Genomic DNA, 25995 nt, shown 5'->3' with positions numbered 1-25995 from the left:
CCTCCAACAAGGTGATAGGTGGTTGTAACGCAAATTATGCTAAAAGTACCTTAGGTTTGATTAATTACAAGCCTTTCTTCTTACAGCATAAGTGCTTAAAATCGCGTATTGTAACTTATTTGATAACAGGTACATATTTACCATGGTAACAAGAGTTTGCGGTCATCTACGCCACACGTTATTAGCAGTAGGCGTACTTGCCTTTACAGGTATGGCGGTGAGTGTTTCTGCACAAGAGGTAGAAAACATTGAACGTATTGTTACCACGGGGTCACGCATAGTAAGTGATAATCAAAATGCCGCCTATCCGATCACTTCGATTTCCCAGCAGCAAATAGAACAACTCTCGCCACAACATATACAACAAGCGCTAAATTATGTGGCGGGTGCGGGCGTGCAGCGAGGGAATGGTCAAGAATATTTACCCGCTTTGCGATCGCCAGTTTTAACGGGGGCGGGTGCCTGTGGGGGGATACTTGCAGCAGAGGATGGTATTCCATTACGCGCAGCGGGGTTTTGTAATATTAACGAGCTGTTTGAAGCGCATAGCGAAATGGCGCAGCGCATAGACGTGGTTAAGGGACCAAGCTCTCTATTGTACGGCTCAAATGCTATTCATGGTGTCATAAATGTAATCACGCCGGATACCACGCAAGGAGGTGGCTGGCTAGGCGCCGACTATGGTTCATATGGATACGCTAGAATAAAAGTGCGCAATGGCAAGGATTTCGGTGATAGTGGCATAGGAGTGAATGCCAGTATTACAGATGACAGCGGGTATAGAAATGGCGAAGGCGTGAAACAGGAAAAGGTGAATGTACGATACAGAACCGCCCTTGAGAAGGGAACGTTGACGTCGGGGCTTACATACACCCATTTAGACCAGGACACCGCGGGCTATATTACCGGTTTTGAAAGCTATGAAGATCCGCTTTTAATCAAAACCAACCCGAATCCAGAAGCCTTCAGAAAAGCCCAAAGTTTTCGGGGGTGGGTTAAGTTAGATGTGCAAGTCAACCAGCAACTGGCGTTGTCTATTACTCCTTATGTACGTCATCAGGATATGGATTTTCGCATGCATTTTTTACCAGGAACGCCGCTAGAAGAAAATGACCAAAAAGGCGCAGGATTGTTATCTCAGCTGCGCTATCAGCTTACTCCTAACTTATACCTGAATTCAGGTGTGGATACCGAATATACCCGAGGTGGCTTAGTACAATCGCAAGACACCCAAACAGAAGGCTCAGACTTTCTAGTCGAAACGGTGCCGGTAGGAAAACACTACGATTACGACGTGACAGCGTTTATGTTGGCCCCTTTCGCTGCGCTAGAGTGGCAAACAGCAAAATGGAATGTGTCCCTAGGTGGGCGATACGAGCGGCTTGCCTACGACTACACCAACAATATGATAGATGGACGAACCAGAGACAATGGCACTGAATGTGGTTTTGGCGGCTGCCGGTATTCTCGCCCAGAGAGTGGTGAAAATAACTTCACAGAGTTTAGCCCCAAATTTACCCTGAGTTACTCGCCTCAAGACAATCTTCAATGGTATTTAGATGTAGCCAAGGGGTATCGAGCGCCACAAGCCACTGAGTTATATCGCTTGCAACGAGATCAAGAAGTGGCTGATTTAGATTCGGTTTCAGCGGTAAGTGCGCAAGTAGGTTTACGCACGGGGTTTAACAGTGGCAGCCTTGATATCGCGGTGTATCGATTGCGAAAAGAAAACGTCATCTATCGAGACAGTGACTTTTTTAATGTCAATAACGGCAAAACGCTACATAAGGGCGTTGAGGTTACGCTGAGCTACCAACTGCTACCGCAGTGGGCCATAGACGTGGCAGGGACTTATGCAAGACACACTTACGAACATTCACAGCAAGTTGGAGAGGTGGACATTCAAGGTAACGATATGGATACCGCGCCGGAACTTCAATTCAATGCAAGAACCCATTACCAAATAAACCCCGATACCGCGCTTCAATTGGAGTGGCAGCATGTAGGGCGTTATTTTACCGATCCAGAGAATGCACACAGTTATGAGGGACATGATTTACTGCATGTGCGTGGGGAGCATCAGTTAAATAATGGCGTAACCCTCGCGGTAACCATAAACAATATTCTCGATACCGCTTATGCGGAAAGGGCAGATTATACGACCTTTACTGGCGACCGTTATTTCCCTGGGCGACCCCGTCATTACATGTTTAGCGCAAATTATACTTTCTAATATTTTTTTTGTCGCATTTTTAGTTGGCGCCGGCGCTATACTGTTGTCAGTATTTTCGGTTGAACGTACCCTGCCCATCACCTAGGTAGGGCCAGTCATGCCATGTATTGCCGTTTTGATAATCAAGCGGCAATAGGTGGAATGATTGTAAATAGGTGGTTTACCCATGCAAAAAATAGTAATTGTTGGTGGCGGAGCTGGTGGTCTTGAATTAGCTAGCCGATTAAGCCGCTCCTTAGGGAGAAAAAAACACGCTGAAATTACCCTGGTCGACAGAAGTCGAACCCACATCTGGAAGCCCTTACTTCACGAAGTGGCAGCGGGCATTATTGACAAGCATTCTGATGGTGTTGACTACGCTATACACGCTGCTGCCCATCACTACCGGTTTCAATTGGGAGAAATGTGCGCCATAGATGCGCAACAAAAAACCATAACCTTGTTACCGCTGATTGATGAAGAAGGCACGCAAGTACTGCCTTCCCGTCAAATTCATTACGATCAACTGGTGTTAGCCATTGGCAGCGTGAGTAATGACTTTGGGACCCCAGGGGTAAGTGAACATTGCTACTTTCTTGATTCACTCCAACAAGCCGAGCGTTTTCATCGCGCCTTGTTAAATCAGCTTATTCGAATTAATCAGCAAGATGATAGTGATGGTCGAATTGACGTGGCTATTGTTGGTGCGGGAGCGACGGGAACAGAGTTGGCTGCACAACTGCACCACGTTGCCAACTTATCAAAGGCCTACGGCATGCCTGACATGTCGGCAGCGAGGCTGAGGATCACCATCGTAGAAGCTGGTGAACGCATTTTACCTGCCTTACCTGAACGCATTGCTAACTCGGCAAGAAAAGCCCTGTACAAGCTTGGCGTTGACATTAAAGAGCAAACGATGGTGGCTGAGGCCGATGAACGAGGCTTAATCACTAAGGACGGCAGCCGTATAGATGCCGATTTAATGGTTTGGGCTGCCGGTGTGAAAGCCCCAGACTTCATTGCTAATATGGGGTTATTTGAAACCAACAGAGCCAACCAGGTTCTTGCAGATCAGTATTTGCGTAGCCAATCGAACCAAGATATTTGGGTATTGGGCGATTGCTGTGGTTTTCAACAGGAAAACGGGAAATGGGTGCCGCCAAGAGCGCAATCGGCTCATCAAATGGCGGATACTGTGGCTTACAATATTCAAGCGCAAGTTACCGGCAAGCCAATGCGAGCTTACAGCTACAAAGATTATGGGTCTCTGGTTCACTTAAGCAAATACAGTACCGTGGGAAGTTTAATGGGATCGCTCTCTAATAGTAGTATGTTTATTGAGGGGCGGTTAGCTAAGCTTGTCTATGTCTCTTTGTATAATATGCACCAATTTGCTGTACATGGAAAACTAAAGGGCGCTTTGAAACTGGCAATCAAAAAACTAAGTAATGCGATTAGCCCTAAACTGAAACTTCACTAATGCCAAAGTAACAATGAGCCTGAAGTTTTTCAGGCTCTATTTTTTCTACGGTGAGACAAAGTGGTTAAAAGATAAGATTGATGGTCTTTTGAACGCAGTATAAGGGCATATAGTAATAGTAGATGTGTATATCGTTATTCGTGCTAACGGCTGCTTAGGAAAGATTTTGAGTATCAACCTACTCCTCTTATTGTTTTCTTTTGTGTTTGCTACCCCTGAACAAGGTGGGGGGGAAGCGGGTGCAAAAAATACCAAGCAAGAACAGGCGTTGGTGGACACTGGCCGTATCGCCGGCAGCTCAAATTTCAGTAGTTTAAGCCAAGATAGTCTCGATAATTCCGATATAGACGACACGTGCGCTTCGCACTTCGACGCCGGTGTTGCGGTTGTCACTTTCAGTGAGTGGCATTTCCCCACGCTGCCTGCGTCTCGCGCCTTTTTCGGCGCTACCTTAATTCGTGCCCCTCCACTATTTCGTTGATGAATTGTATTTAAACTCATTTCAACGCTTTAATAGGAGGAAGGTTATGCACACCTTACCACTTTACAAAACTGATGCCGCCGATAAGCTGGCTTGGCCCATTATCGAAAACAAAATCTCTTTAACATCATCAGCAATGTCAGTGTTTACTGACTTTAAACAGCATATGCCACATGTTATTGACGCAAACGCTCCAGCGGTTAAGTTGGAAACAATTATGCGCCAATCTCATGTGCGAATGATGTTAGTCGTTAACAGCGACAATGCCTTTATTGGTATTGTGACGGCTGAGGATGTTGACGAACAGCATATTGTTCAGCGTATTGCCGAACTAGAAACTGCCCGTGCAGAGCTACAAGTCAGAGACTTTATGCAGCCGAAAACGGCACTGATGTCTTTCGATTTTTATGAACTGGCGAAATCTTCCGTGGGTGACGTTATTGAAACCCTGAAAGATTACGGACAACATCATTGTTTGGTGTTAGACAGAGATCATCACGAAGTACGAGGCGTCATTAGCGTTAGCGATATTGCTCGCGAGCTTAAAGCGCCGTTAAACATACAGAATAAGCCTACGTTTTCAGGTTTAATGCAGGTACTGGCTGCCTGATCTTCTTATGGCGGTAACCTACCCCACTTAAGCTGCGAGTTTGAGTGGGGTGTCATCTGCCTTTAGTACACTGACGTGCCAGCCTAAGAGAATGTGTTGGCTCTACCGACCTTTTACACTGTCTTTTACACCACTTTAAAATGCTAAATTACGCGCAGATCGCGGTTTTCTTAATAGTTGGAACGAATTTCGCACCCCCGCTTAGTATGTAACCAATTATTGTGTGTTAACGCGAGGCGAAATTATGATGAAATCAGTATATCCACCCAGCGTGGTGACTAAAGCCTTCACTTGGGCCTATCAAGAGCTAGGTTTATCCCAAGAGCAAGCCTCTGATTTATTGGGCGTTTCTGAAAATGCATTGGCGCAGACATTGTTGCTTGGGTTTGAAAGTGGCACCCCTGAATACCGTACCCAGCTTGCTTTCATCCGTATGTATCATTTACTCATAGGGTTGTCAGAAGGGGACAGTGATACCATGCGAGCGTGGTTTCATGAATTTCAAATGCCCATTAATGCGGCCCCTGTGGATCTGTGTCTAATGGAAGACGGTATAGAGCAACTTTCTCACTTCCTAAGGGAGCTGCGTCAAGACGCTATGACGACCTCGCCTTATCCACCTACGCAAACGCTAGCGACGTCTGCAGTTAGGCCACAAATGGCGCACTAAATCAAATCAAATGGGCTTAGGTTGTGCCATTTGATTCACTTTATCGATAAACGCTTTGCAGGCATCCGGCTGGGTAACAGGAATCATATGTCCTGCATTGGCCACGACCTCGCTGATACTGTTCTCAATTAACTCAGTGACCGCAGGTGTGTGCGTAGACGGCTTTAAAATCTTATCTTTCTCGCCAAATAAAACGCCCACAGGGCAGGTTATTTCATTGTAGCGTTTGTACTGTTTATACAAACTTCTCGTCGATGCCACTATGTCACAACTGGCATTGAAAAACTGTGTTGAATGCAGTGCATAAGCACCACCCCCTTGTATGGCAAACTTGTTTGGCACCAATTCGGGGTAAAACACTTGGTTCACATGACGCTTGCCAACGGTTACCCTAAGTGGTGTCGCGAAAGTATTGGCAAGTAAGCTACGCAGGCCATCATGGGGAATATACAACGAAATTAACGGCCCAGGGGGGTCCATTGCTGGTGTAGTGAGAGGGCACAATAAGCTTACTGCGTTAATTCGTGAGGGGGCATCAAGGGCTAATCTTAATGCAATGGCGCCACCCATTGAATGGCCAACGAGGTTGGCGTTTTCAATGTTTAATTTGTCCATCCATTGTAAAATCATTGTCGCTTGCACATCGAAATTGGCAGAAATAGAAGGTTGGCGCGTGGAAAATCCGCTGCCGGGCCTATCAATGACGTAAACCGTATAGTCATTCGCGAGTAAAGCGGTGAGAGTGGAAAAGTTAAGGCCGCTACCGGCAAGGCCATGAATGAGAATAAGATTAGGCCCCGAACCTTGCTTGTACCAGTGAATGCTGCCGCCTTCTACCTCGGTAAATGATCCTGAAGGCTGGAATTGGCGTTCTATTTTGCTGTCTATGTGGCGGGTAAAACGCCAAGCGAAAAACAGCATGCAGGCTAAGCAAGCAAGAAAAATAGCAACGTAAATCAAGGTTCGCTCCATGCGCAACCGCTGTAGGTAAAGTTAAATTAATCACAAAACGCGGTGTCGTCAATTGCGTTTACCTTAATACTGAAAAGTCACACGACGAATAAAATATGAAAGATAGGAATTCAATACACTATGATCACTGTCACGTCATCCATTCAACTTCGGGAAAGCGATATAGACATGCAGGCTATTCGTGCGCAAGGTGCGGGAGGGCAAAACGTTAATAAAGTCAGTAGCGCTATTCATTTGCGATTCGATATTGCAAACGCCGATTTACCGCAAACCGTGAAAGACGCGCTCTTGGCAACCAATGACAGCCGTATTACAACAGACGGCGTGTTTGTGCTAAAAGCGCAAAACTATCGAACCCAGGAGCAGAACAGAGACGATGCGGTTGATCGGTTAAAAACCTGGATAATCAATGCGACGAAAAAGCAAAAGCCAAGAAGGCCGACAAAGTTAAGCCGTGCAGTGAAAGCGCGTCGAGGTGAAGCGAAAAAGCAGCGAAGTGCACGAAAGTCATTGCGTAAAAAAGTGGAAATCTAGGTCTATATAGCCTAAAGTAGTAGCTCAGCAACGTCATTTCGTAAGACGAATGGAAAATTCTAATAATTCTAAAGAATACGTTTTGCGCACGCGCTGTTAGCAACAACTCAGGGAAGCACACACAATGACACGTTCAGACATAATACCTATGGTGCTATTTGGCGCTATATTGGTGTCGCTGGGTATCAATACCCCCCAAGCGGCAAACGAAATTATTGCACGTTTATTTGATAAATCGATATCAAATAGCGAGTTGCAACCCTCTCAAAGCGACGTGAATCGCTTTCAGGCTATTCTCACGGATAAATCTGAACCTGAAATCCGCAAAATTCTAGCGCAACGTGCTTTGGGCACAAAAATCACTGAATCAGTATTAGCAGACTACGCATCAAAAAATGAAATTAAACCTACAGTGGGTGAAGTGGAGTCTGCGTATAGTGTCATTAAGTCTTGGACAGCCGATTTAGAAAGTAGCCTCGAGTATTCAGACGAAGACATTGAGCGTTATCGTTTGCTTATGGCCAAAGGTATGGCAAAAAATTGGAAGGTGTCAAAAGCACTCTACAACACATACGGTGGTGACGTGGTTATGCAGCAGACTAACCCACTTACACCTGTAGGTGCCTACCAAGAACTGTTTGAGCAGTATCGTGAACAAGGGGAGTTTGTGATTTACGATCCTGTTTTTAAAGCGGCGTTTTGGGAATCGGTAAGAGTGAAATACGAGAACGTTTTGCAGCAAAATAACATCGATTTTTCGACGCCATGGTGGGAAAAGTCGCAACTCGCGTCGGAAGACTAAAAATAAAAAATAGAAATAAAAAAGGAATAAACTCACAAGTCGCCCGTTATCTCTATGTCCATTATGAAAAACAGGAGATTAACGGATGAATACTTTAACCACTTCCATCGTACTTGCTTTAGGCCTTACCACTTACGCTGCTTACGGGCAGGAAATCTCTGCTGACCTATCGGCGTCATCAGACACTTCATCGCAAACTCAGGTGTCAGCCACTTCTGATGGTGCCTCATCTTTCGATGCCAATTTGTCACAACAATCCAGCGCCCAGGTTAACTCGCAATTAGATACTCAACCAAATACCGAATTAGCTGATAATACGGACGTAGCGAATACAGAAATAGACAATACTGACGCCACTGTAGAAGATGACGAAGCCACTGAGGCCAGTGAATCTGCTACACAAGACGCACAATCGTCTCTTTCACTTATTGCTAATCACGTCACCGATGTGCAATCTGGTCTTTCTACTGCTTTCGACAACACAGTGTCTACAGACAGCGTAAATTCACTAGTGTCGAGCCTGGATGGAAATGTAGAAAATAGCATTACCAATACGGTTGATTCCACCGTAAACAATTCGCTTAGCAACAGTATTGATGCTGTTGTGACATCTGGCGTTGCCACCTCTGTTGAAAGCACGCTTACCTCAACCATTGATAGCACCATTACTTCCAATGTAAATGACACGGTTTCTGGATCTGTCGAAGACACAGTAACTAGCAGTATTACAGCTGTATTAGGTCAGTAATTTTCACCTGACCACGATGTATCGGTAACAGTCGGATAGCGGCTGTTACCTCGTTTTTCCCCTCAACGCACCATAAGTACAGGTATTGATAGGTGACTTATGAATACAGCAATGCAAACCGCGATTTCGATTTTATTGGTAAGTCCGTTTCCTTTGGCATTGGCACAGGACGCCTCTACAGAGCCCCAATGGATTGAATTTGATGCACAAGCCTACGCCGGCTATGGCTATGACAGCAATGTGAGTGTGAGTGAAATAGACACTAACACAGGTGAAGGTGATTCAGCGCTTTATGCGAAAGGAAAGGTGAAAGCCAGTATAACGCCTCATGAGAAATGGCAATTGAACACGTCTGCGCAACATGCGTCAACCGAATACAACGACTATTCTGTGTTTAACCTCGCTATTACCACGTTGTCGGCAGAAGCGGTCTATAAGGCCGATTGGGCAAAAGTGGCGCTGCACCATTATTCAGCTGATGCCAAATTAGATGACAGCGACTACCTCACTTATCGGCAAACTGGGCTGTCTGTGGGGCGTGCATGGCAACAAAAGGGCTACTGGCGGCTTAGCGTAGACAATATCTCAAAAATCTTTGTGGCAACACCAGAAAGAGACAGTGACGCAAACGCACTACGTAGTGATGTATTTTGGTTTAATGAAGCCCAGGCATTTTGGCAGTTTGGATTCACTTTTCAGCAAGAAGACGCGCAGGATAACACCTTTGATTACACCAGCTATTTAGCGGATGTCGCTTATACCACCCCGCTTACATGGTTACATAAAGACACCGAGTTTACGCTATCTTATCACTATGAAACGAGAGATTATGCAGGCGCGAGGGAAGGAGGCATCGGGCGCAATGACCATCGGCAGCGCATTAAAGCGGTCATCGATTACCCTGTTAGCCGACATGTCGATGTCATGCTGAGTACGCAATACGGGAATTATTCCTCTACCACGGACAGCGCAGATTACAAAGAAACGCTGGCTGAGCTTGGTATGAAACTGCACTTTTAAACCACCGCAGCCCTGTTTCAACGAGGATATGTTGCCATGAATGTTATGGCAACAGCCCATACCCAAACACAGCGTCTCTACCTTCTTTCCCCATATCTATCGACGCTTCAATGAGCGAAGTTAAGGCATCTCCTCTATGTGCACGATGGCGTAGGGCACAGGCGTAATACGCGGTAATGATGGGCGCGGCCATGGACGTACCCGACTCCCTTGATGTTCTTAGCGTGGGATGTGCCGTTTCTACAGATACCCCAGGTGCCGAAAAATCAATATAGCTGCCTTGATTGGCCCAGCGATAAATTTGATGCTCGCTGTCTACGGCAGTGACCGCTATTGTGCTTAAATAGGCGGCTGGATAGGCTGCGGGTGCCGCAGGGCCATTGTTACCCGCAGCGGCAATCACTTGAATGCCTTGTTTATCTATGGAGGCTAGGGCTAAACGTAGCACTTCATTTTCAGGGCCCGACAAGCTCATATTTATTGCATCAACGTTTTGCTCGGCGAGATAATTTAAGCCTTCGAGCAAGTTAGCAAGGGTGGCGCCTTGGCTAACTTGGCTACGTTCGTAAAATACGCTGGCGTTAAAGATAAGGCTATTGCTAGCAAGGCGTTGCGCTAAAATGCCCGCCACTGCGGTGCCGTGCACGGTGTTATTCGTGAGGGGCTTAGATAAAAAATTTTTCTGGGTGACATCGATATGTGCAAATGCTTCATGAGATTCAAAAATAGGCGTATCAATCATGCCCACCCTTGAGGCTAGGCTACACGTCTTAACGTCAGGTTTTGCTAGTTCAGCGGAAGGTGAGTGAGAAGATGATGTTAGTAATGGTGCGCTGTCCATCTGTCTGCGGGAAGTGTCTACAGGATTCGATGTTTGCGAAAGATAAACATAATTGCGAGTTAATTGTTGTTGAAGCTCTGCTGGCAGGCTGTCTCTTATTGCAGACAGTTTTTCAAGGTTCGCTGTGATTCTAAGGGTATACATCCATTGCCCAATGGCCTGCAAATAGTGTTTTTCGACTACCTGAATGTCTGGGTCAGACAATGCCTTTATGTCTGCCTCTTTCGCGACTAATACCCACTCTTTTTCAATCGCTAAAAAGCCGTCTGGGGTTTTTATTTCCTTGAGCGCAGCAGTGCCGTTACTTTGTTTAATGGTGATGGCATCGGGCAGGGCATAAAGGGGATCAGAGGCCTTATCTAAAAGGGAGGAAGCGTTTGCTAGCGTAGTGTCTACGGGGTTTTTTACTGTTTCTCGAATGCGTGTTAATTCGCCAGGTAACTTTTCAATAATAGGGGTAATAGGGCGGGCGACTTGGCTGGGTATTGCGATTTGCCCATAGCAATTAAACGCTGTGATGAGCATCAAAAATATGGCTAAGAATGTCACGTTAGACATAGGTCCCCTTCTCGTCAATTTACACAACTATATTGTGTTGAGGTTGTTACCTCTCATTCATTGGTGGCACAAATCGTGCCCATACTCCACGTTGATAAAGAAAAAACATTCAGTAATAGGCAACGAGGGTTTCCTTAATAACGGTTCGCCATCAAAAAAATTCCATGATCTAGGGAATAAATTGCGAACTCACTCGTTATCAGTGAAAGAGTGTTAAGAACACGGGTAAACAAAATGAATGAAGAACTTACCGATTTAGTTCCATCTTTGCGAAAGTTTGCATTTTCGCTCACTGGAAATATGCATGATGCAGACGATTTACTGCAGGCAACGGTTGAAAAGCTACTTAGCAAGCCTTTACCCCAAGAGGCCACATTGATGGCATGGGCATTTAGGGTGTGTCGTAATATTTGGATAGACGAATACCGCGCACAAAAAGTACGAACGCAAGCGGCCGCTTCTCCCGAATTACGTGCCCAAGAACAAGGGGCCTTAGATACTGCATTAACCAGCGAAATTACGCTAAGGCAAGTGACTAAAGCCATGGATGATTTACCCAATGAACAAAGAGAAACCTTGTCTCTTATTGCCGTACAAGGCATGAGTTATCGTGACGCCTCAGCCGTACTGGAGGTGCCTACAGGTACTATTATGAGCCGACTAGCAAGGGCGAGAGCCAAGCTAAGTAACGTGTTACGCGCGAATAACGAGGTATTGTCCTAATGATTACCGATGACATGCTTTCAGCGTTTTTAGATAACGCGCTATCTGCTGGTGATATGGAGCGAGTGAGGGATGCCATGGCACAAGATTTGGCCGTAGCCGACCGTCTCGCTGAGCTGGCGCAAGTGGATATGGTGGTAAAAAAAGCGGCTGATGTGGCTACCCGAAGACCTTTGCCAGCTGCTGTTGTTCATTTGTTGGGGCAGCACAGCATGGATGCGACTCACGGCAATAACACAAAGCACGCCCAAGTGACGCGCAAGGAACTGCCGTTCGCCGATACTGAACGGCAATTTGATGGTTCTGCAACGTTGAAACACATTGGCATGCGGCCTACCAAGCGTAAGTCGTGGACATTTCCGTTGGCAATGGCCGCCAGTCTTGCTGTTGTAGCAGGGTTGAGCTTTTTCCAACTCGACAGCAAGGAATCACAGCAATCCAGCTACTGGGCGAATGTGTCTGAAGCGTTGAATACGGTGCATAGTGGTACCACCATCACGTTGGCGTCGGGCAAGCGCATTACCCCGCAATTGTCTTTTGAAGATACTCAGCACAATTATTGTCGTCAAGCCCAAGTGCAGAGCAATGATGAACTAAATGTAATGATTGCTTGTAAAAACAAGCAAGGTAACTGGCAGCTGAAAGCCACTGAGACCTTTTTGGTCTCGCCAATGCGTGGCGAATATCAAACGGCCAGTGCATCGAACGTTTTTGAAAATGAGTTAGACAAAATGATGCTGTCGCTACCGCTCAACCATCAACAAGAGCAGCAAGCGATTAAACAACAATGGCAGGTGGTGTCTACCGCCGAAGGAGAGTTTCATGAAAATTAAATTGAGTATGATATTGGTTGTGCTTTTTATGGCGGGTTGCGCAAGTCAACCTGATTACAGAGAAGCCACTCAGGGTGGTTTTGGTTACACTGAATCGCAGATGAGTGAGACCCAATATCGGGTGCACTTCAAAGCTAAAGGGTCGGATAAAGCCAAGGCGATGGATTACGCTATGTTAAGGGCTGCTGAACTCACCTTACTGAAAGGTTATGATTGGTTCGTGGTTACAGACAGAGAAACCATGGTAGACAAAGAGCGTGTAGAAACGTCGCCGCAAGTGGGCTTTAGCCAGCGCTACGCCAGGGTAACCGAGTGTGGGGTGATTACCTGCCGAACCGCCTATCATCCTACCACTCAGTTTGAAACGGGAGTGTTTGTCGGCGGCGCGAAAAAAAGCGAAATTGAAACAATTTTGAGTATTGAAATGGGGAAAGGTACTCGCCCTACTCGTGCAACCAGTTTCGATGCGCGAGAGGTCAGCAACAATCTACAGCCCAAAGACGCTTAATATCCTCAGTATTGCGGGCGCACTACACACAGAGTCGTGCGCCTCGTTCTCTTAAATTGTTAATCACGCTTTGTAGCACTAACTGGGTACGGTAGTTCATTAACGCGGTGGGATGCGTCACCAAATAAACTGATTCCCCTTCAGTATGCGCTGAGTCTATGGCCTGCATAAGCTTGCCTTGGCGAATATCTTCAGCCACTTCAACAATATCTGCAAGCGCCAGCCCCATGCCTACTCTGGCGGCCTCAATGGCCTGATAGGCGTAATCGAAATAAGTGTGATGAGGCGACTTTCGTCCATCGAGTTGATGATGTTGAAACCATGGAAGCCATTGCCCCAAGCCATCGTGCAGTAAGGGATAAGCCAATAAACTGTCTACTGTCTGTAGGGTTTGGCCCTTAAGTAATGCGGGGTTGCACACAGGAACATAATATTCGTCGTAAAGTTTTTTCACTTCCTTGTCAGGCTCATCAGGGCAGCCTAGGCAAAGGGCAATATCCAATTCTGACGGCAGCGCTTTTTGCTGAGGATCTAACGTGCGTAGCTTGAAAGATATCTCCGGGTATTGCTTTTGCACGTCGGCCAGCACAGGCAAAAGCCAATTCAGCATAATTGTACCTGTGGTGCCAATCACTACCTCGCCTTCTACTTGAGTGGGATTCAGCATATGAAGCCCATTATTTAATTCACCAAAGGCGGCTTGAACAGACGCAAGTAACCGCATGCCGGGGGCGGTTAATTGCAGTTTATTGCTTTTTCGTTCGAAAAGTTGCGTATTTAGCCGTGACTCTAGCTGCTTAATATGGCGGCTTAACGCCGAGTGAGACACAAACATTTCTTGCGCGGCTTTTCGCATATGGCAATGCCGGCCTGCAGCCTCAAAGGCCACCAGCGCATTTAATGGAATTTGGCGTAAATCTAAATAGGGGCTTTGTTCTGTCTTCATGGCTTGTTGGTCTTATTATTAGACCATTGTGGTAATAAATAGATGCTTGTGTATTTAATATGTCACCATAAACTGGTTTTCACAATGTTTTAAGAGTGAAAACCATGAACAAATCTTTTTACCGTCGTAATCCTCAAGGTGGCACGGGGCGTTTAGCCCACTGGAGTATGGACTCTGAATATGCAGAGCTTAAAGAAGTCTTAATAGGGCCAATGGATCACTACAGTTGGAAGAGCGGCAATGCTATGTCTCGTCGCTCAATGCGATTAGGCCGACAGTTTGATAAATCGGTTGCCCAACAACAGTATCAAGAGATGCTTGATGTTTATCAGCATTGTGGTGTTAAAACTCACATTCTTGAGGCAGATGAACACTTACCTTATCAAATATATGCGAGAGATTCCTCGGTACTCACCCCGTGGGGTCCTGTCATTACGCAAATGTATAGCCCATGGCGAAGAGGCGAGTGGGTGAGTGTAGCTAACTTCTATCAGCAGCAAGACATTCCGCTATACGATGTGATAACCGCTGGGGCATTTGAAGGGGGCGACTTTATGGTGCTAGAACCTGGCGTGGTGCTATGTGGTTACACCGGCGAGCGAACCAGTGAAGCAGGGTTAAATCAAATGAAGTCTTGGGTTGAAAAAGAAGGGTGGGAATTTAAAGCCTACCAGTTCGACCCCTACTTTTTGCACCTAGATGTGAAATTTGCCATGTTGTCTGAGAAGCTGGCGGCAGTATGCACACAGGCGGTTGAAGACGAATTACTTGATTGGCTGAAGGCGAGACAAATTGAGATTATCGATATTTCTTACCGCTCTGTGCTGGAGTTGGGTGTGAACGTTGTGGCGCTTGGAAAAGACAGAGTACTGATTCCAAAGGCCAGTGAAGAGCTTGTTGGTAAAGCCAAGGCGCATGGACTGGAAGTGTTTGCCCCTGACATGTCTATGTTTACCTCAGGTGGTGGTGGCGTGCATTGCATGTGCCAGCCCCTTAGCCGCGCCGATGCTTAGGAGAAAGTCATGACATTACAAGTAAACGGTGAGCGCTTATGGAGCAGCCTAATGGAAATGGCCCGCATAGGCGGCACTGAAAAAGGGGGGTGCAATCGTCAAGCACTTACCGACAAAGACAAGCAGGGACGCGCGTTATTTATTCGCTGGTGTGAAGAAATTGGTTGTACCTTGCGCGTGGATGAAATGGGTAACTTGTTTCTACGCAAGGCAGGCAGAGATAACAGCCTACCTCCTGTGCTGACCGGAAGCCATTTAGACACGCAGCCCACCGGCGGAAAATTCGATGGTGTTTATGGTGTACTGGCGGGGTTAGAAGTGCTTCGCACCTTGCATGATGCCAACATAGAAACCTTACATCCGTTAGAAGTGGCGGTGTGGACAAACGAAGAAGGGGCGCGCTTTTCTCCCGCCATGGTTGGTTCAGGGGTATGGAGTGGAGAATTCAGCCTAGACTACGGGTGGAGTCGCAAAGATAAGTCGGGTGTCAGCATTAAAGAAGAGCTTGAGCGACACGGATACTTGGGCGCCACACCTTGTGCGCCTTTTAACATCAAAGCGGCGTTAGAGTTACACATTGAACAAGGCCCTATCCTTGAAGCGATTGAAAAGCCTATTGGCGTGGTTCAAGGTGTTCAAGGTATGCGCTGGTATGATTTGGTTATTACTGGGCAGCCCGTACATGCCGGGCCAACGCCGATGGAACAACGTCGCGATCCCATGAAGGCTATCGCCAAAATCGTCAGCGAATTGTATCACTTGGCGGAAGAAACAGGCCCACTCGCTAGAGCGACTTTTGGCGATATTAATGCAAGCCCAGGCTCTCGTAATACGGTGCCTGAGCAAGTCACCCTCACCGTCGATTTACGTCATCCCGATCAGCAGGTGCTTGATAACATGGATGCCGCTTTCAGACGCATAGCGCAAGATATCTGCAACCAATGCAAGGTAGAGCACAGCATTGTTGATGAATGGAATTCACCTGCAGTTGCCTTTAATGCATCGTGTATTGACGCTGTTCGATTCGCGGCAGAACAGGCGGGTTTACCTTATGAGGAAATGTTTTCCGGCGCAGGGCACGACTCGGTATATGTCTCTAAAGTGGCGCCAACCTCTATGATATTCATTCCATGTGAAAATGGAATTAGCCACAATGAAGCAGAAAATGCCACACCAGAAGACATTACTGCTGGCTGCCAGGTGCTCTTAGGCGCTATGGTGCAATTAGCCAATGCCGAATAAAGGAAAACCTCATGACGATTTATAACAAGCTCTATATCGGTGGACGCTGGGTAAGCGCTGAATCACAACAAACCATTGACGTTGTAAACCCGGCCAATGGCGATCTTGTGGCTAGCGTACCTGCGGCCGGTGAAAAAGAGGTGGATGCCGCCGTATCGGCTGCCAAGCAGGCCTTTCCCGCATGGAGTGCCACATCAGCGTCAGAACGCGCTAGCGTTATACATAAAATTTGTGACGTAATGGAAGCGCGTAAAAGCGAACTCAATGACGCTATCGTGAGCACTATGGGCTGCCCCGTGGCCTTCGTTGACGACATTCAGGTGCAGGGCGCCATTGATTCATTACGTAGCTTTGCCGCATTAGCGCCACAGGTAGAGCAGCAAACACAACACGACACCTTTATTACCGTACACGAAGCGATAGGCGTGTGCGTGCTAATTAACCCGTGGAATTATCCGTTGTCTCAATTAGTGGGCAAACTTGGCCCAGCGTTAGCGGCAGGCTGTACGGTGGTATTAAAGCCAGCGGAACAAACGCCGCTACAAGATCTCATACTGGCCGACATCGTTCACGAATGTGATGTACCAGCGGGGGTTGTCAACGTAGTGACAGGTATTGGCAGTGACATTGGGCATGCGCTATGCAGCCACCCAAGTGTGGATATGGTGTCGTTTACGGGGTCCACCCAAGCGGGGATAAAAGTCGCACAAGCAGCCGCTCCTACGGTGAAGCGAGTGTGTCAGGAGTTAGGGGGAAAATCGCCCTATATCATTGCTCCGGGCGCGGATCTTGAGGCAGCCGTTAAATACGGCGTTGAAGACATCATGATAAATTCTGGGCAAACCTGTAGCGCATTAACCCGCATGTTAGTGCCAAAAGCAGACTTGCCAGAAATAGAGCAATTGGCGATTGCGCGCGCGAACGAATGGTTACCTGGCGACCCTCAACATCCCGATACCATGATGGGGCCGCTAAGCTCGAAAACCCAGCAAGGCCGAGTACTAAGCTACATTGAAACCGGCATAAGTGAAGGGGCAACATTGCTTTGTGGTGGCACTTCACTTCCCGAAGCATTGGCTAAAGGGGCGTATGTTATGCCCACCATTTTTTCAAACGTCACCCCAGATATGGCGGTGGCGCGAGAAGAAATTTTTGGCCCGGTACTTTGCATTATGCCTTATGAAACCCTTGATGACGCGATAGCGATGGCGAATGACACCGTATATGGTCTGTCGTCTGCGGTGTATGCTAAGTCCAAAGAAGAGGCGTTATCTATTGCCATGAAATTAAAGGCGGGACAGTGCTTAATTCAAGGTGCGTACTTTAATACCGATGCGCCATTTGGAGGCTATAAACAGTCTGGAAATGGACGTGAGTGGGGCGCAGAAGGGCTACACGAATACACTGAAACGAAAGCCATTATTGTTCAATAAAACGCGCACCATGGTGGTGACACTGTTCGCTGCCGTGGCCTTCGCGATAACCCTATAGTAGGAAGTAAGTTTATGCGTTATGCGCCACTCACTCAGGCCATTCAGGGTGAAACTGTCGATGCTTGGGATATTCACTTTAAAGCCACCGCGCTAAAAGAAAAAGACTCAAGCGTGATTGTGTTAAGTATTGGCGATCCAGACTTTGATACGCCCACGCCAGTGATAGATGCTGCCGTTGCAGGGCTTAAAGGCGGCGACACTCACTACGTTGAAATAGAAGGGCGAGATAACCTAAGGGCTGAAATTGCCAACCAGCACCAACAAAAGTGCGGTCAGCCAGTCACAAAAGACAACGTTATATTGCTGGCAGGTGCACAAAACGCGCTGTTTTCCAGTGCACTTTGCATTTTGCAACCCGGTGATGAAGCCATTGTTTTACAGCCTATGTATGTCACCTATGAGGCGTGTATTCAATTAACCGGTGCCAAGCTTGTGCCAGTGGCTATGGACAAGCACAATAACTTTAGACTCGATAAAGACGCGCTGGCCGCCGCGATTACCCCGAAAACTCGGGCTATTTTCTTTGCTACCCCAAATAACCCCAGCGGCGTTATGTTGAATAAAGACGAGCTTTCATATATTGCAGATTTGGCCATTTCCCACGATTTGTGGGTCGTGTCTGATGAAGTATATAGCCGAACTGTCTTTGAGGGGGAGCATGTCAGTATTGCGGGCTTCGATAAAATGGCTGAGCGTACAATTACCCTCAATAGTTTGTCTAAGTCTCACGCTATGACGGGATGGCGAGCAGGATGGGCTATTGGGCCTGAAACTCTCATAAAGCATTTGTCTAATTTGTCGTTGTGTATGTTGTATGGCCTTCCCGGCTTTGTGCAACAAGCCGCTTATGTTGCGCTCACTGATAGCCAAGCGCTGATGGACTCAGAAGCCATGCGTGAGAGTTATCGCCGAAGGCGGGACACTTTGGTAGCCTGTTTCGAAAAACACGAAAACCTCGCCTGTATACCACCAGAAGCTTCCATGTTTTTACTTGTGGATGTGAGTCAAACAGGGTTAAACGCTCAGCAGTTTGCAGAAGCGTTGTTTGAGCAAGAGCGAATTGGTGTGCTGCCGGCAACCGCATTTGGGCAGTGTGCATCAGACTATATTCGTATTTCCTATGTGGTCGATGACGAACAGTTGGCACAAGCGTGCGAGCGAATAGATAACTTTATGCTGCAATTTGTGTGAGTGTCATGATGGCAATAAAAAGGGCAAGCAGGTTCATCTGCTTGCCCTTTTTTGTGGCTGCGGTATCGCAATCATCACCAGTCGCTTTGTGGCACTTTCACCACAAGCCCATCCAATGAGTCATCAAGGGTAATTTGACAGGATAATCGACTATTAGGTTGCACATCTTCGATAGCGGTTTCTAATAGCGCTTGTTCCATGTCATCGGCTGGACTGACTTTGCCTTGCCACGCTGGGGTAATGAAGCAATGGCAGGTGGCGCACGAGCAACACCCGCCACAGTCTGCAGTAATCTCTTCAATGCCGTTGTCTACTGCGGTTTGCATTAAGCTGTCGCCGGCTAATGCCTCTACAGTGACTTCGCTTTCGTCGGGTAAAATAAAGGTTACGTTAGGCATGCTTCTGCTCCTGTGAAAATATCACTCACGGCAACGTCGGGGTCGGCCAAAAGTGTTTTATCAATGTTAGGTAGTGTGGGAAGGTATTTTCTGGCTACCATAAAGGATTTAGGCTGATTAATGGTATCCACCGCAATCAGGCGTTCTTTGGCAAAATAAAAAGCCGCAAGGCTGGTATCTGACTCCTGCCTAACCACAACCTCATCGTAGCCAGTAGATAACCCCGCAATTTGTAATTTTGCTTCATACTGATCTGACCAAAACCAAGGAAGCGCGGTATAAGCCGAGGCTTTATTGCAGATGGCTTGCGCCACGGTTTTAGCTTGATCGGTTGCATTTTGCACAGACTCAATACGCAAAGGCTTATTGTATATAGCGTGATGAAAATTAGCACAATCGCCTATGGCGTAGATGTGCTCATCACTGGTTTGCATATACCCATTAACCTCAACCCCATTTGAAATCGCCAAGCCACACATTGCGGCCAATTCAGTGCAGGGTTCTACGCCTATCCCAGCCACTACCATGTCGGCAGGGTAGTGTTTTCCATTGTCGCAGGTGACGCCATCAAGGTGCGCACCGCCGGTGATTTCCGTTGCCAGTATGTTTGTCTCAATAGTCACGCCGTTACGCTCATGTAAACGGCAGAGGTAATCGCTGATAACTGGGCTTGTGAGATGTTGAAGCGGTCTGGCGGTATTGACCAATACCGTCACATTTTTCCCCATTTTGTTCAGCGATGCCGCGGCTTCAAGACCAATATAGCCTCCGCCAATGACCACCACGTTAGTCACGTCAGGTAATTGGGCTTTTATACCGCTTGTATCGCTATGGTCACGCAAATAGTGAATACCATTCCGCTCGCTACCTGGAAGGTTCAACCTTCGCACCGAGGCACCCGTGGCTAATATGAGCTGGCTATACGGCAAGGTATCGCCATTCTCCAAGACCACAGTTTGTTGTTCCCGGTTTATGGCAGTCACGCGGGTATTAAGCTTTAAATCGATATTCTTTTGCTGATAAAAAGCTTCAGGCCTTAACCATAATCGTTGTTCAGGCAGCGTGTCCTGCAAAAAGGCTTTAGATAGCGGGGGGCGTTGATAAGGCAGTACCTTTTCAGCGCTTATCAGGGTTATCCCACCTTCATAGCCTTGACCTCGCAGGTTCACTGCCGCCTGTACGCCAGCATGGCTGGCTCCAATAATGATGCAGCTCATGATTGAGGTGTACCTTCAAAGTCAACGCCGTCTACATCGTCTAGTAAGCTGGCCAAAAGCGCTTCAAACTGGTCGAGGCCTTCTTCTGCCAGCGCTTCAGGCATGGTTAATGGAGGCAAAAAGCGTATGACGTTACCGTAAAATCCGCAGGCCAATAGAATAAGTTTATATTCCTGGGCTTTAGCAATAATGGCTTGTGTTAGCGCCGAATTAGGCTGATGAGGGTCGCCGTTGTACATAAATTCAATGGCAATCATTGCGCCTTTATGGCGGACATCAGCGATGAAGCTCGGGTAGCGCTCTTTAAGCTTGGTTAATCGGGTGTGAAAGCGCTCGCCTAGTGCATTGGCCTTGTCGATAAGTTGTTCTTTTTCGATGACGTCAAGTACGGCGAGGGCAGCCGCGCAGGCGACAGGAGAGCCGCCATAAGTGCCGCCTAGCCCCCCAGGCAATGGGGCATCCATAATCTCCGCTTTGCCAACAACGGCGGCAATAGGGAAACCTCCCGCGATACCTTTGGCCATTGTCATTAAGTCGGGTTCAATACCGGCGTATTCTGAGCAGAACATTTTTCCTGTACGGCCAAACCCAGTTTGAATTTCATCGACAATCATGACAATGCCATGCTCATCGCATAGTTTACGTAACGACTGCAAAAAGCTGGCAGGGGCAGCATAAAAGCCACCTTCACCTTGCACCGGCTCGATAATTATAGCGGCGACATCTTCTGCGGCTATGGTGGCCTTAAAGAGGTTTTTTAAGCTAAGTAGCGCCTCTTTCTCACTGACATCATGTACAGCATTGGGAAAAGGGACATGGTAAATATCAGCAGGGAAGGGGCCAAAATCTTTCTTATACGGCGCAATTTTACCGGTAAGGGCCATGGTTAAATTTGTACGGCCGTGAAAGCCAGCATTAAAGGCAATGACACCACGACGACCGGTATGGCAACGGGCAATTTTAACGCAATTTTCTACTGCTTCTGCGCCAGTCGTCACAAACACGGCCTTTTTGTTACTATCCCCAGGCGCTAATGCGGTGAGCTTTTCCGCCAATGCAACCGCGCTTTCATAAGGGTTTACCATTAAACAGGTATGGCTGAATTGACTCACTTGTTCGGTCACGGCTTTCACCACTTCAGGGTGGCTGTGGCCGGTGTTACATACTGCAATGCCGGTGGCAAAGTCTATATAGCGGTTGCCGTCTACGTCGAATACTTCAGCATTGCGGGCTTCTTTTACGTATACGGGATAGGCATTACCTTGTCCCCGTGCAAAAACGGCGTTTTTTCTTTCTTGTAGTGCACTGTTCTTTGTCATTGTTTCACCTACCTTCATTGCCCAATTCCCCCCATGCATAAATATTTGATATTGATGTAGTCGTTTAAACCATAGTGAGAACCTTCACGCCCGGTACCAGACTGTTTTACCCCACCAAAAGGGGCGGCAGTATCAGAAATTAGTCCCTCATTGATGCCCACCATGCCGTATTCAAGCGCTTCTGAGACTCGCCATACACGGCCAATGTCTCGGGAATAGAAGTAAGCGGCTAAGCCATATTCGGTATCGTTTGCCATGGCAATCGCGTCGGCTTCGTGAGAAAACTTCACCACAGGTGACACGGGGCCAAAGATTTCCTCACGAAAAACCCGCATCTCTGGCGTGACATGAGTTAATAGGGTGGGAGGGTAAATATTGTTTTCAGTGGCCGGGGTGCCGCCGAGTAGCAATGTAGCCCCTTTATATAGCGCGTCTTTCACCATGTTATGCACATTTTGGCTGGCTTGCGGATGGATCATAGGACCAATATCTGTGTTTTCATCGAGGCCATTACCCAGCGTCAGACGCGCCACTTTGTCTTGGTAAATAGACACAAATTCATCGTGCACGGCTTCGTGTACTAAAATACGATTTGTGCACACACAGGTTTGCCCAGCGTTACGGTATTTAGATTGAATCAGTCCAGTGGCTGCGGCGTCTAGATCGGCATCTTCAAAGACAATAAAAGGCGCATTGCCACCCAGTTCCATCGACACCCGTTTTACCGAGTCAGCGCACTGTTTGGTGAGCAGTTTGCCAACCCGGGTGGACCCGGTGAATGAGAATTTAGCCACATCAGGGTGCTGAGTCAGTACTTCACCAATGGCCGCGGCGTTTGAGCTAGGTAATACGTTAAAAACCCCTTTAGGTATGCCTGCTTGTTCTGCCAGTATGGCTAACGCAAGGGCTGAAAGGGGTGTTTCCGCTGCTGGGCGAACCACAAATGTGCAACCTGCCGCCAATGCCGCAGCGGCTTTTCGAGCAATCATGGCATTAGGGAAATTCCATGGCGTAATTGCGGTGACCACACCCACAGGCTGCTTTATCACTAAAATACGCTTAGTTTGGCTCGGCGCGGGAATGGTATCTCCATATAAGCGTCGAGCTTCTTCTGCGAACCACTCAATAAACGACGCGCCGTAGGCAATTTCGCCCACCGCTTCTTTTAGCGGTTTACCCTGTTCCAAGGTTAATATTTTGCCAAGTTCAGCCTGATTCTCAATAATCAGTGCATACCATTGTTTCAGTAACTTGCTGCGTTCTATTGCAGGGGTGGCTGCCCAAGCAGGGAAGGCCGCTTTGGCACAAGCAACGGCCGAGGCAGCGTCGTGTTCATCACAATCGCTAACCTCGGCTATTACTTCACTGGAGAACGGGTTACTTACCGCAAAGGAATGAGGTTTTGTTACCCACTCACCGTTCAGGTAAGCCTGGGTCGTGAGTAACGATAAATCTGAAAGTGAAGCCATTTGCCTTCCTATTTTTCTGTGCTTGCTGCTGACATTTTGGATAACCACATTTGATGGAATGTCATATTCACTTGGTCCCAGGCGTCGTTAAGGTGACCTTGGTTAGCAATGGCGTTGCTCCGTGTAACTTGAAGTTTATCGAGCAGTTCAATGTCTTGTTGATTGACTTCGTTTAGCACGTCGTGAAGCCGAGCTCGCTCTTCCACAAACTCTTCGCTGGCTGCGTTTTCATTCACCACATAAATACTTAAAGATTCATCTGTAGTCGTTTCGCCCATGGGTTTAATGACGATGGTTTGTACCCAACATGGGTCCACGAAAAATAACGTGTTAGGAAAAATGCCAAACCATTGCTGAGTGCCTCTAAGCTCGGGCTTAAGCCCTTCCCAGTGAGGTAGCTGTTTACTGGTTTTAGCGGGTTTTGCACTGGCGCCATTCATGAGGCGTAAACCCACAATGTTGTCAGACAAAAATAAGTCATCTTGCTCTAGTACCGACTCCACCGTACAGGCTTGTGAATGAACAAAGGGAACATGGTAGCCATCGAGGAAATTATCCACGGCCAACTTCCAGTTAACGTCACCGGAGTAATCCGTAGTACTAATTTTTTGAATGTGTTCTTTCGGGTAGTCAGCAAGCTGCTCATCAAGGGGCTTGATGAATGCTTCAAAAGGCTCGGCGTCGCCACTTATGTTTACAAAAATTATGTCCCACCACACGGCAAAGCGAACCGCAATAAGGCCTTTATCCGCTTTGTCTTCCGGTGTCATCACTTTGTTTTCTTTACCAAAATAGCGGGGGGCATTCAGTAACGAACCATCTATTTTAAAGCTCCACTTGTGGTAGGGGCAAACCAAGGAACGCTTATTACAAGGCTCATCCACTAAAGGGGCGGCCTTGTGACGGCAAATGTTGTGAAATACCCCTATTTCGCCATCTTTATTGCGCATGGCAATCAGTGATTGTCCTGCAATGCGAACAGGAAGAATGTCGCCAGGCTTTGCGATTTGTTGACCGCATCCAATGCTCGCCCAGCCTTTTGCAAAAATGGTGTCGCATTCTGCGGTGTATGTATTAGGGTCTTTAAACACGTCAGCAGGAAGGCCATGCTTCGCTACGTGGTCGCTAGTAATAGCGTTTACCGGGGTCATATATAACTCCAAATATTAATGCCTGTTCTATGTTGTTATATAACCACAGACAACATGTGTGGAATATACGAAGAATGTTATGTTGTCTGTGGTTTTTGCACGTTAAAAGAGTAAATGTGCCATGCCGTACAAAATCGGAAAGGCGATTAGCGTGCGAATGGCAAAAATAGCAATCAACTGCATGATGGTTAACGGAATAGCCGAGCGCATAATCAAGATGGCGGTTTCCGCAAAAAAGATAAGCTGTGTGATGGAAAGCCCAGCAAGAATAAACTTGGTGAAGGGGCTATCAATACTGCCAGCAATAATGGTTGGAACAAACTGATCTAGCAGGCCAATAAACATGCCAGGCGCGGCCATGCTTGCTTGCGGTACTTGCAATGCATCGAGTAGCAAGAATAAAGGGTAAGCTAAGGTTTGCATAATCGAGGTATTGTAATAAACCGCGAGGGTTAAAAATTCTATGGCCATGGCGGCAGGCATCATCATTAAATAGATGTCGAACATAGACCAAAAGCCTTTCTTCATAGATTGCGCTGGAGATGGCGCTTTTTTGGCTGTACTTACCGCGCGCTGTAAGGCGCAGGATAGTCGGCTTTCGCCCTGCTCTACATCTTCGTTCAGTTGCTTTTCTTGCCCTTGGTAGTATTCGTCTTTAAACGAAGCTAAGGGCGGCAGACGAGGTGTAATGATGGCGCACAGAATGCAAATACCAAACATGGTGCCATACAGCGGCAAAAAGAATTGCTCAATACCCGCCACCTGAGAAGTAAGCAGCACGAACGGAATAGAAACCACCGAAAAGTTAGTCGCAATGACGGCTGATTCTCTCGCACTATAATACCCTTGTTGGTATTGATAGTTGGTCATGACAACCGCAATACTTGATGACCCCACCCAAGAGGCGAGTGTATCGATGGTCGCGCGTCCCGGCAGGTTAAATACTCTTTGGAAGGTACGTTGTAACAAGGTGCCAATAAAGTCTAGCAAGCCATAATCGGTTAAAAAGGGCAAAAATAAACAGCCTAACCCGATAAGCAAAAATATGGCCCCAGCCACATCAATATATGCGGTAATCCCAGTATCTTTGCCTATTATCCAATTGGGGCCCACTTGAAATAGGGTCATAGCAGCAGTAATACCACCGATAAGGGTGAGCAGTGTCCAAGACCAGTGAGATGCCATTAGTCGGCGACTTAGCGGTAGACGAATGGCAAATGAATGGGGTGTGAGATTGTATATAACAGAGATTAACGCCCCAACCATGAAAATACTGCAGGTGAAGTACTTCATGTTGTCGCCAAGCCAGCCTGAAACTGCGCCAGAGGCAACCCCTAGTACAATGGTCCAAGAGCCATCATAGGTAAAGGGTACAAGAAAGAAACCTATACCAAACAAAGAGCAGCACAATAACTTAACCCATACCAAAAAAGGGGTGGCATCCAGATTTTCCGAAGAGGTTTGAGTTTTAATCATAAAACGCTCCTATCGCTGAATGAACCGATGCGGGTAATTCAGTGCCTGTTTTCTCCGGGCGTATTGATAAATGAAGGGCGTCACACAC

The 25995-nt window shown here is 47.2% G+C and carries 25 protein-coding genes; 16 read left to right on the top strand and 9 right to left on the bottom strand.

Annotated elements, in window-relative coordinates; translation table 11 throughout:
* The first annotated feature begins 142 nt into the window (after nucleotides 1-142).
* From EP13_RS17615 to EP13_RS17595, 5 genes are all read left to right on the top strand, one after another.
* Complete coding sequence (locus EP13_RS17615) at nucleotides 143-2233, top strand: TonB-dependent receptor (protein WP_044058418.1); 2091 nt, start codon at nucleotides 143-145, stop codon at nucleotides 2231-2233.
* Between the two features lie 166 nt (nucleotides 2234-2399).
* Nucleotides 2400-3692, top strand: coding sequence for an NAD(P)/FAD-dependent oxidoreductase (locus EP13_RS17610; protein WP_044058417.1), 1293 nt, complete (start codon nucleotides 2400-2402; stop codon nucleotides 3690-3692).
* Nucleotides 3693-3858: 166 nt separating this feature from the next.
* Entirely contained in the window at nucleotides 3859-4173 is a 315-nt protein-coding gene (locus EP13_RS17605) for a hypothetical protein (protein WP_044058416.1), read from the top strand.
* 46 nt (nucleotides 4174-4219) lie between these two features.
* A complete protein-coding gene (locus EP13_RS17600; RefSeq protein ID WP_044058415.1) occupies nucleotides 4220-4783 on the top strand; it encodes a CBS domain-containing protein in 564 nt (187 codons plus the stop codon).
* A 244-nt stretch (nucleotides 4784-5027) separates the two neighbouring features.
* Nucleotides 5028-5453, top strand: coding sequence for a transcriptional regulator (locus EP13_RS17595; RefSeq protein WP_052364474.1), 426 nt, complete (start codon nucleotides 5028-5030; stop codon nucleotides 5451-5453).
* 6 nt (nucleotides 5454-5459) lie between these two features.
* Here EP13_RS17595 and EP13_RS17590 read toward each other — a convergent pair whose 3' ends face one another.
* Nucleotides 5460-6413, bottom strand: coding sequence for an alpha/beta fold hydrolase (locus tag EP13_RS17590; protein ID WP_231497890.1), 954 nt, complete (start codon nucleotides 6411-6413; stop codon nucleotides 5460-5462).
* A 132-nt stretch (nucleotides 6414-6545) separates the two neighbouring features.
* Here EP13_RS17590 and arfB point away from each other — a divergent pair, with 132 nt between their 5' ends.
* The 4 genes from arfB (at nucleotide 6546) to EP13_RS17570 (ending at nucleotide 9529) form a co-directional block, all read left to right on the top strand.
* The gene (arfB, locus tag EP13_RS17585) at nucleotides 6546-6959 is read left to right on the top strand and encodes an alternative ribosome rescue aminoacyl-tRNA hydrolase ArfB (RefSeq protein WP_044058414.1); all 414 of its coding nucleotides are present in this window, start codon (nucleotides 6546-6548) and stop codon (nucleotides 6957-6959) included.
* A gap of 124 nt (nucleotides 6960-7083) precedes the next feature.
* Nucleotides 7084-7761 (top strand): hypothetical protein, encoded by a 678-nt coding sequence (locus EP13_RS17580; RefSeq protein WP_044058413.1) that lies wholly within the window; start codon nucleotides 7084-7086, stop codon nucleotides 7759-7761.
* A gap of 85 nt (nucleotides 7762-7846) precedes the next feature.
* Nucleotides 7847-8509 (top strand): hypothetical protein, encoded by a 663-nt coding sequence (locus tag EP13_RS17575; RefSeq protein WP_044058412.1) that lies wholly within the window; start codon nucleotides 7847-7849, stop codon nucleotides 8507-8509.
* A gap of 99 nt (nucleotides 8510-8608) precedes the next feature.
* The gene (locus tag EP13_RS17570; protein WP_052364473.1) at nucleotides 8609-9529 is read left to right on the top strand and encodes a surface lipoprotein assembly modifier; all 921 of its coding nucleotides are present in this window, start codon (nucleotides 8609-8611) and stop codon (nucleotides 9527-9529) included.
* A gap of 43 nt (nucleotides 9530-9572) precedes the next feature.
* On the opposite strand, the gene EP13_RS17565 is transcribed toward EP13_RS17570, so the two are convergent.
* On the bottom strand, nucleotides 9573-10928 hold the full coding sequence (locus EP13_RS17565; protein ID WP_052364472.1) for a S8 family serine peptidase: 1356 nt from the start codon (nucleotides 10926-10928) through the stop codon (nucleotides 9573-9575).
* A 234-nt stretch (nucleotides 10929-11162) separates the two neighbouring features.
* Here EP13_RS17565 and EP13_RS17560 point away from each other — a divergent pair, with 234 nt between their 5' ends.
* The 3 genes from EP13_RS17560 to EP13_RS17550 are packed head-to-tail and all read left to right on the top strand — an operon-like array spanning nucleotide 11163 to nucleotide 12992.
* Complete coding sequence (locus EP13_RS17560; RefSeq protein ID WP_044058411.1) at nucleotides 11163-11651, top strand: RNA polymerase sigma factor; 489 nt, start codon at nucleotides 11163-11165, stop codon at nucleotides 11649-11651.
* Nucleotides 11651-12484, top strand: coding sequence for an anti-sigma factor family protein (locus EP13_RS17555; RefSeq protein ID WP_044058410.1), 834 nt, complete (start codon nucleotides 11651-11653; stop codon nucleotides 12482-12484). The genes EP13_RS17560 and EP13_RS17555 overlap by 1 nt, the downstream gene beginning before the upstream one ends.
* Complete coding sequence (locus tag EP13_RS17550) at nucleotides 12474-12992, top strand: CC0125/CC1285 family lipoprotein (protein ID WP_044058409.1); 519 nt, start codon at nucleotides 12474-12476, stop codon at nucleotides 12990-12992. The genes EP13_RS17555 and EP13_RS17550 overlap by 11 nt, the downstream gene beginning before the upstream one ends.
* A gap of 22 nt (nucleotides 12993-13014) precedes the next feature.
* Here EP13_RS17550 and EP13_RS17545 read toward each other — a convergent pair whose 3' ends face one another.
* A complete protein-coding gene (locus EP13_RS17545) occupies nucleotides 13015-13938 on the bottom strand; it encodes a LysR substrate-binding domain-containing protein (protein ID WP_044058408.1) in 924 nt (307 codons plus the stop codon).
* A 104-nt stretch (nucleotides 13939-14042) separates the two neighbouring features.
* Here EP13_RS17545 and EP13_RS17540 point away from each other — a divergent pair, with 104 nt between their 5' ends.
* The 4 genes from EP13_RS17540 (at nucleotide 14043) to EP13_RS17525 (ending at nucleotide 18877) form a co-directional block, all read left to right on the top strand.
* Complete coding sequence (locus EP13_RS17540; RefSeq protein WP_044058407.1) at nucleotides 14043-14951, top strand: dimethylarginine dimethylaminohydrolase family protein; 909 nt, start codon at nucleotides 14043-14045, stop codon at nucleotides 14949-14951.
* Nucleotides 14952-14960: 9 nt separating this feature from the next.
* Nucleotides 14961-16193: a Zn-dependent hydrolase gene (locus EP13_RS17535; RefSeq protein ID WP_044058406.1), complete on the top strand. Its 1233-nt coding sequence runs from the start codon at nucleotides 14961-14963 to the stop codon at nucleotides 16191-16193.
* A gap of 11 nt (nucleotides 16194-16204) precedes the next feature.
* Entirely contained in the window at nucleotides 16205-17626 is a 1422-nt protein-coding gene (locus EP13_RS17530; protein WP_044058405.1) for an aldehyde dehydrogenase family protein, read from the top strand.
* 72 nt (nucleotides 17627-17698) lie between these two features.
* Nucleotides 17699-18877, top strand: a complete 1179-nt coding sequence (locus EP13_RS17525) for a pyridoxal phosphate-dependent aminotransferase (RefSeq protein ID WP_044058404.1) — start codon at nucleotides 17699-17701, stop codon at nucleotides 18875-18877.
* A gap of 74 nt (nucleotides 18878-18951) precedes the next feature.
* On the opposite strand, the gene EP13_RS17520 is transcribed toward EP13_RS17525, so the two are convergent.
* The 6 genes from EP13_RS17520 to EP13_RS17495 all read right to left on the bottom strand — a co-directional run bounded on the left by EP13_RS17520 (nucleotide 18952) and on the right by EP13_RS17495 (nucleotide 25907).
* Complete coding sequence (locus EP13_RS17520) at nucleotides 18952-19275, bottom strand: 2Fe-2S iron-sulfur cluster-binding family protein (protein ID WP_044058403.1); 324 nt, start codon at nucleotides 19273-19275, stop codon at nucleotides 18952-18954.
* Nucleotides 19263-20492 carry an NAD(P)/FAD-dependent oxidoreductase gene (locus EP13_RS17515; protein ID WP_052364471.1) on the bottom strand — a complete coding sequence of 410 codons (1230 nt, stop codon included), beginning with the start codon at nucleotides 20490-20492 and terminating at the stop codon, nucleotides 19263-19265. Before EP13_RS17515 ends, EP13_RS17520 begins: the two co-directional genes overlap by 13 nt.
* Nucleotides 20489-21811: a 4-aminobutyrate--2-oxoglutarate transaminase gene (gene gabT / locus EP13_RS17510; RefSeq protein ID WP_044059117.1), complete on the bottom strand. Its 1323-nt coding sequence runs from the start codon at nucleotides 21809-21811 to the stop codon at nucleotides 20489-20491. The genes EP13_RS17515 and gabT overlap by 4 nt, the downstream gene beginning before the upstream one ends.
* 14 nt (nucleotides 21812-21825) lie before the next feature.
* A complete protein-coding gene (locus EP13_RS17505) occupies nucleotides 21826-23280 on the bottom strand; it encodes an NAD-dependent succinate-semialdehyde dehydrogenase (RefSeq protein ID WP_044058402.1) in 1455 nt (484 codons plus the stop codon).
* A gap of 8 nt (nucleotides 23281-23288) precedes the next feature.
* Nucleotides 23289-24431, bottom strand: a complete 1143-nt coding sequence (locus EP13_RS18965) for an aromatic ring-hydroxylating oxygenase subunit alpha (RefSeq protein WP_052364470.1) — start codon at nucleotides 24429-24431, stop codon at nucleotides 23289-23291.
* Between the two features lie 102 nt (nucleotides 24432-24533).
* Nucleotides 24534-25907, bottom strand: a complete 1374-nt coding sequence (locus tag EP13_RS17495; protein WP_044058401.1) for a YjiH family protein — start codon at nucleotides 25905-25907, stop codon at nucleotides 24534-24536.
* Between the last annotated feature and the right edge of the window lie 88 nt (nucleotides 25908-25995).

It is taken from the genome of Alteromonas australica (assembly GCF_000730385.1).
Lineage (GTDB): Bacteria > Pseudomonadota > Gammaproteobacteria > Enterobacterales > Alteromonadaceae > Alteromonas > Alteromonas australica.
Note: the sequence above shows the minus strand (reverse complement) of the source record. Positions and strands in the feature narration are given on the sequence as shown.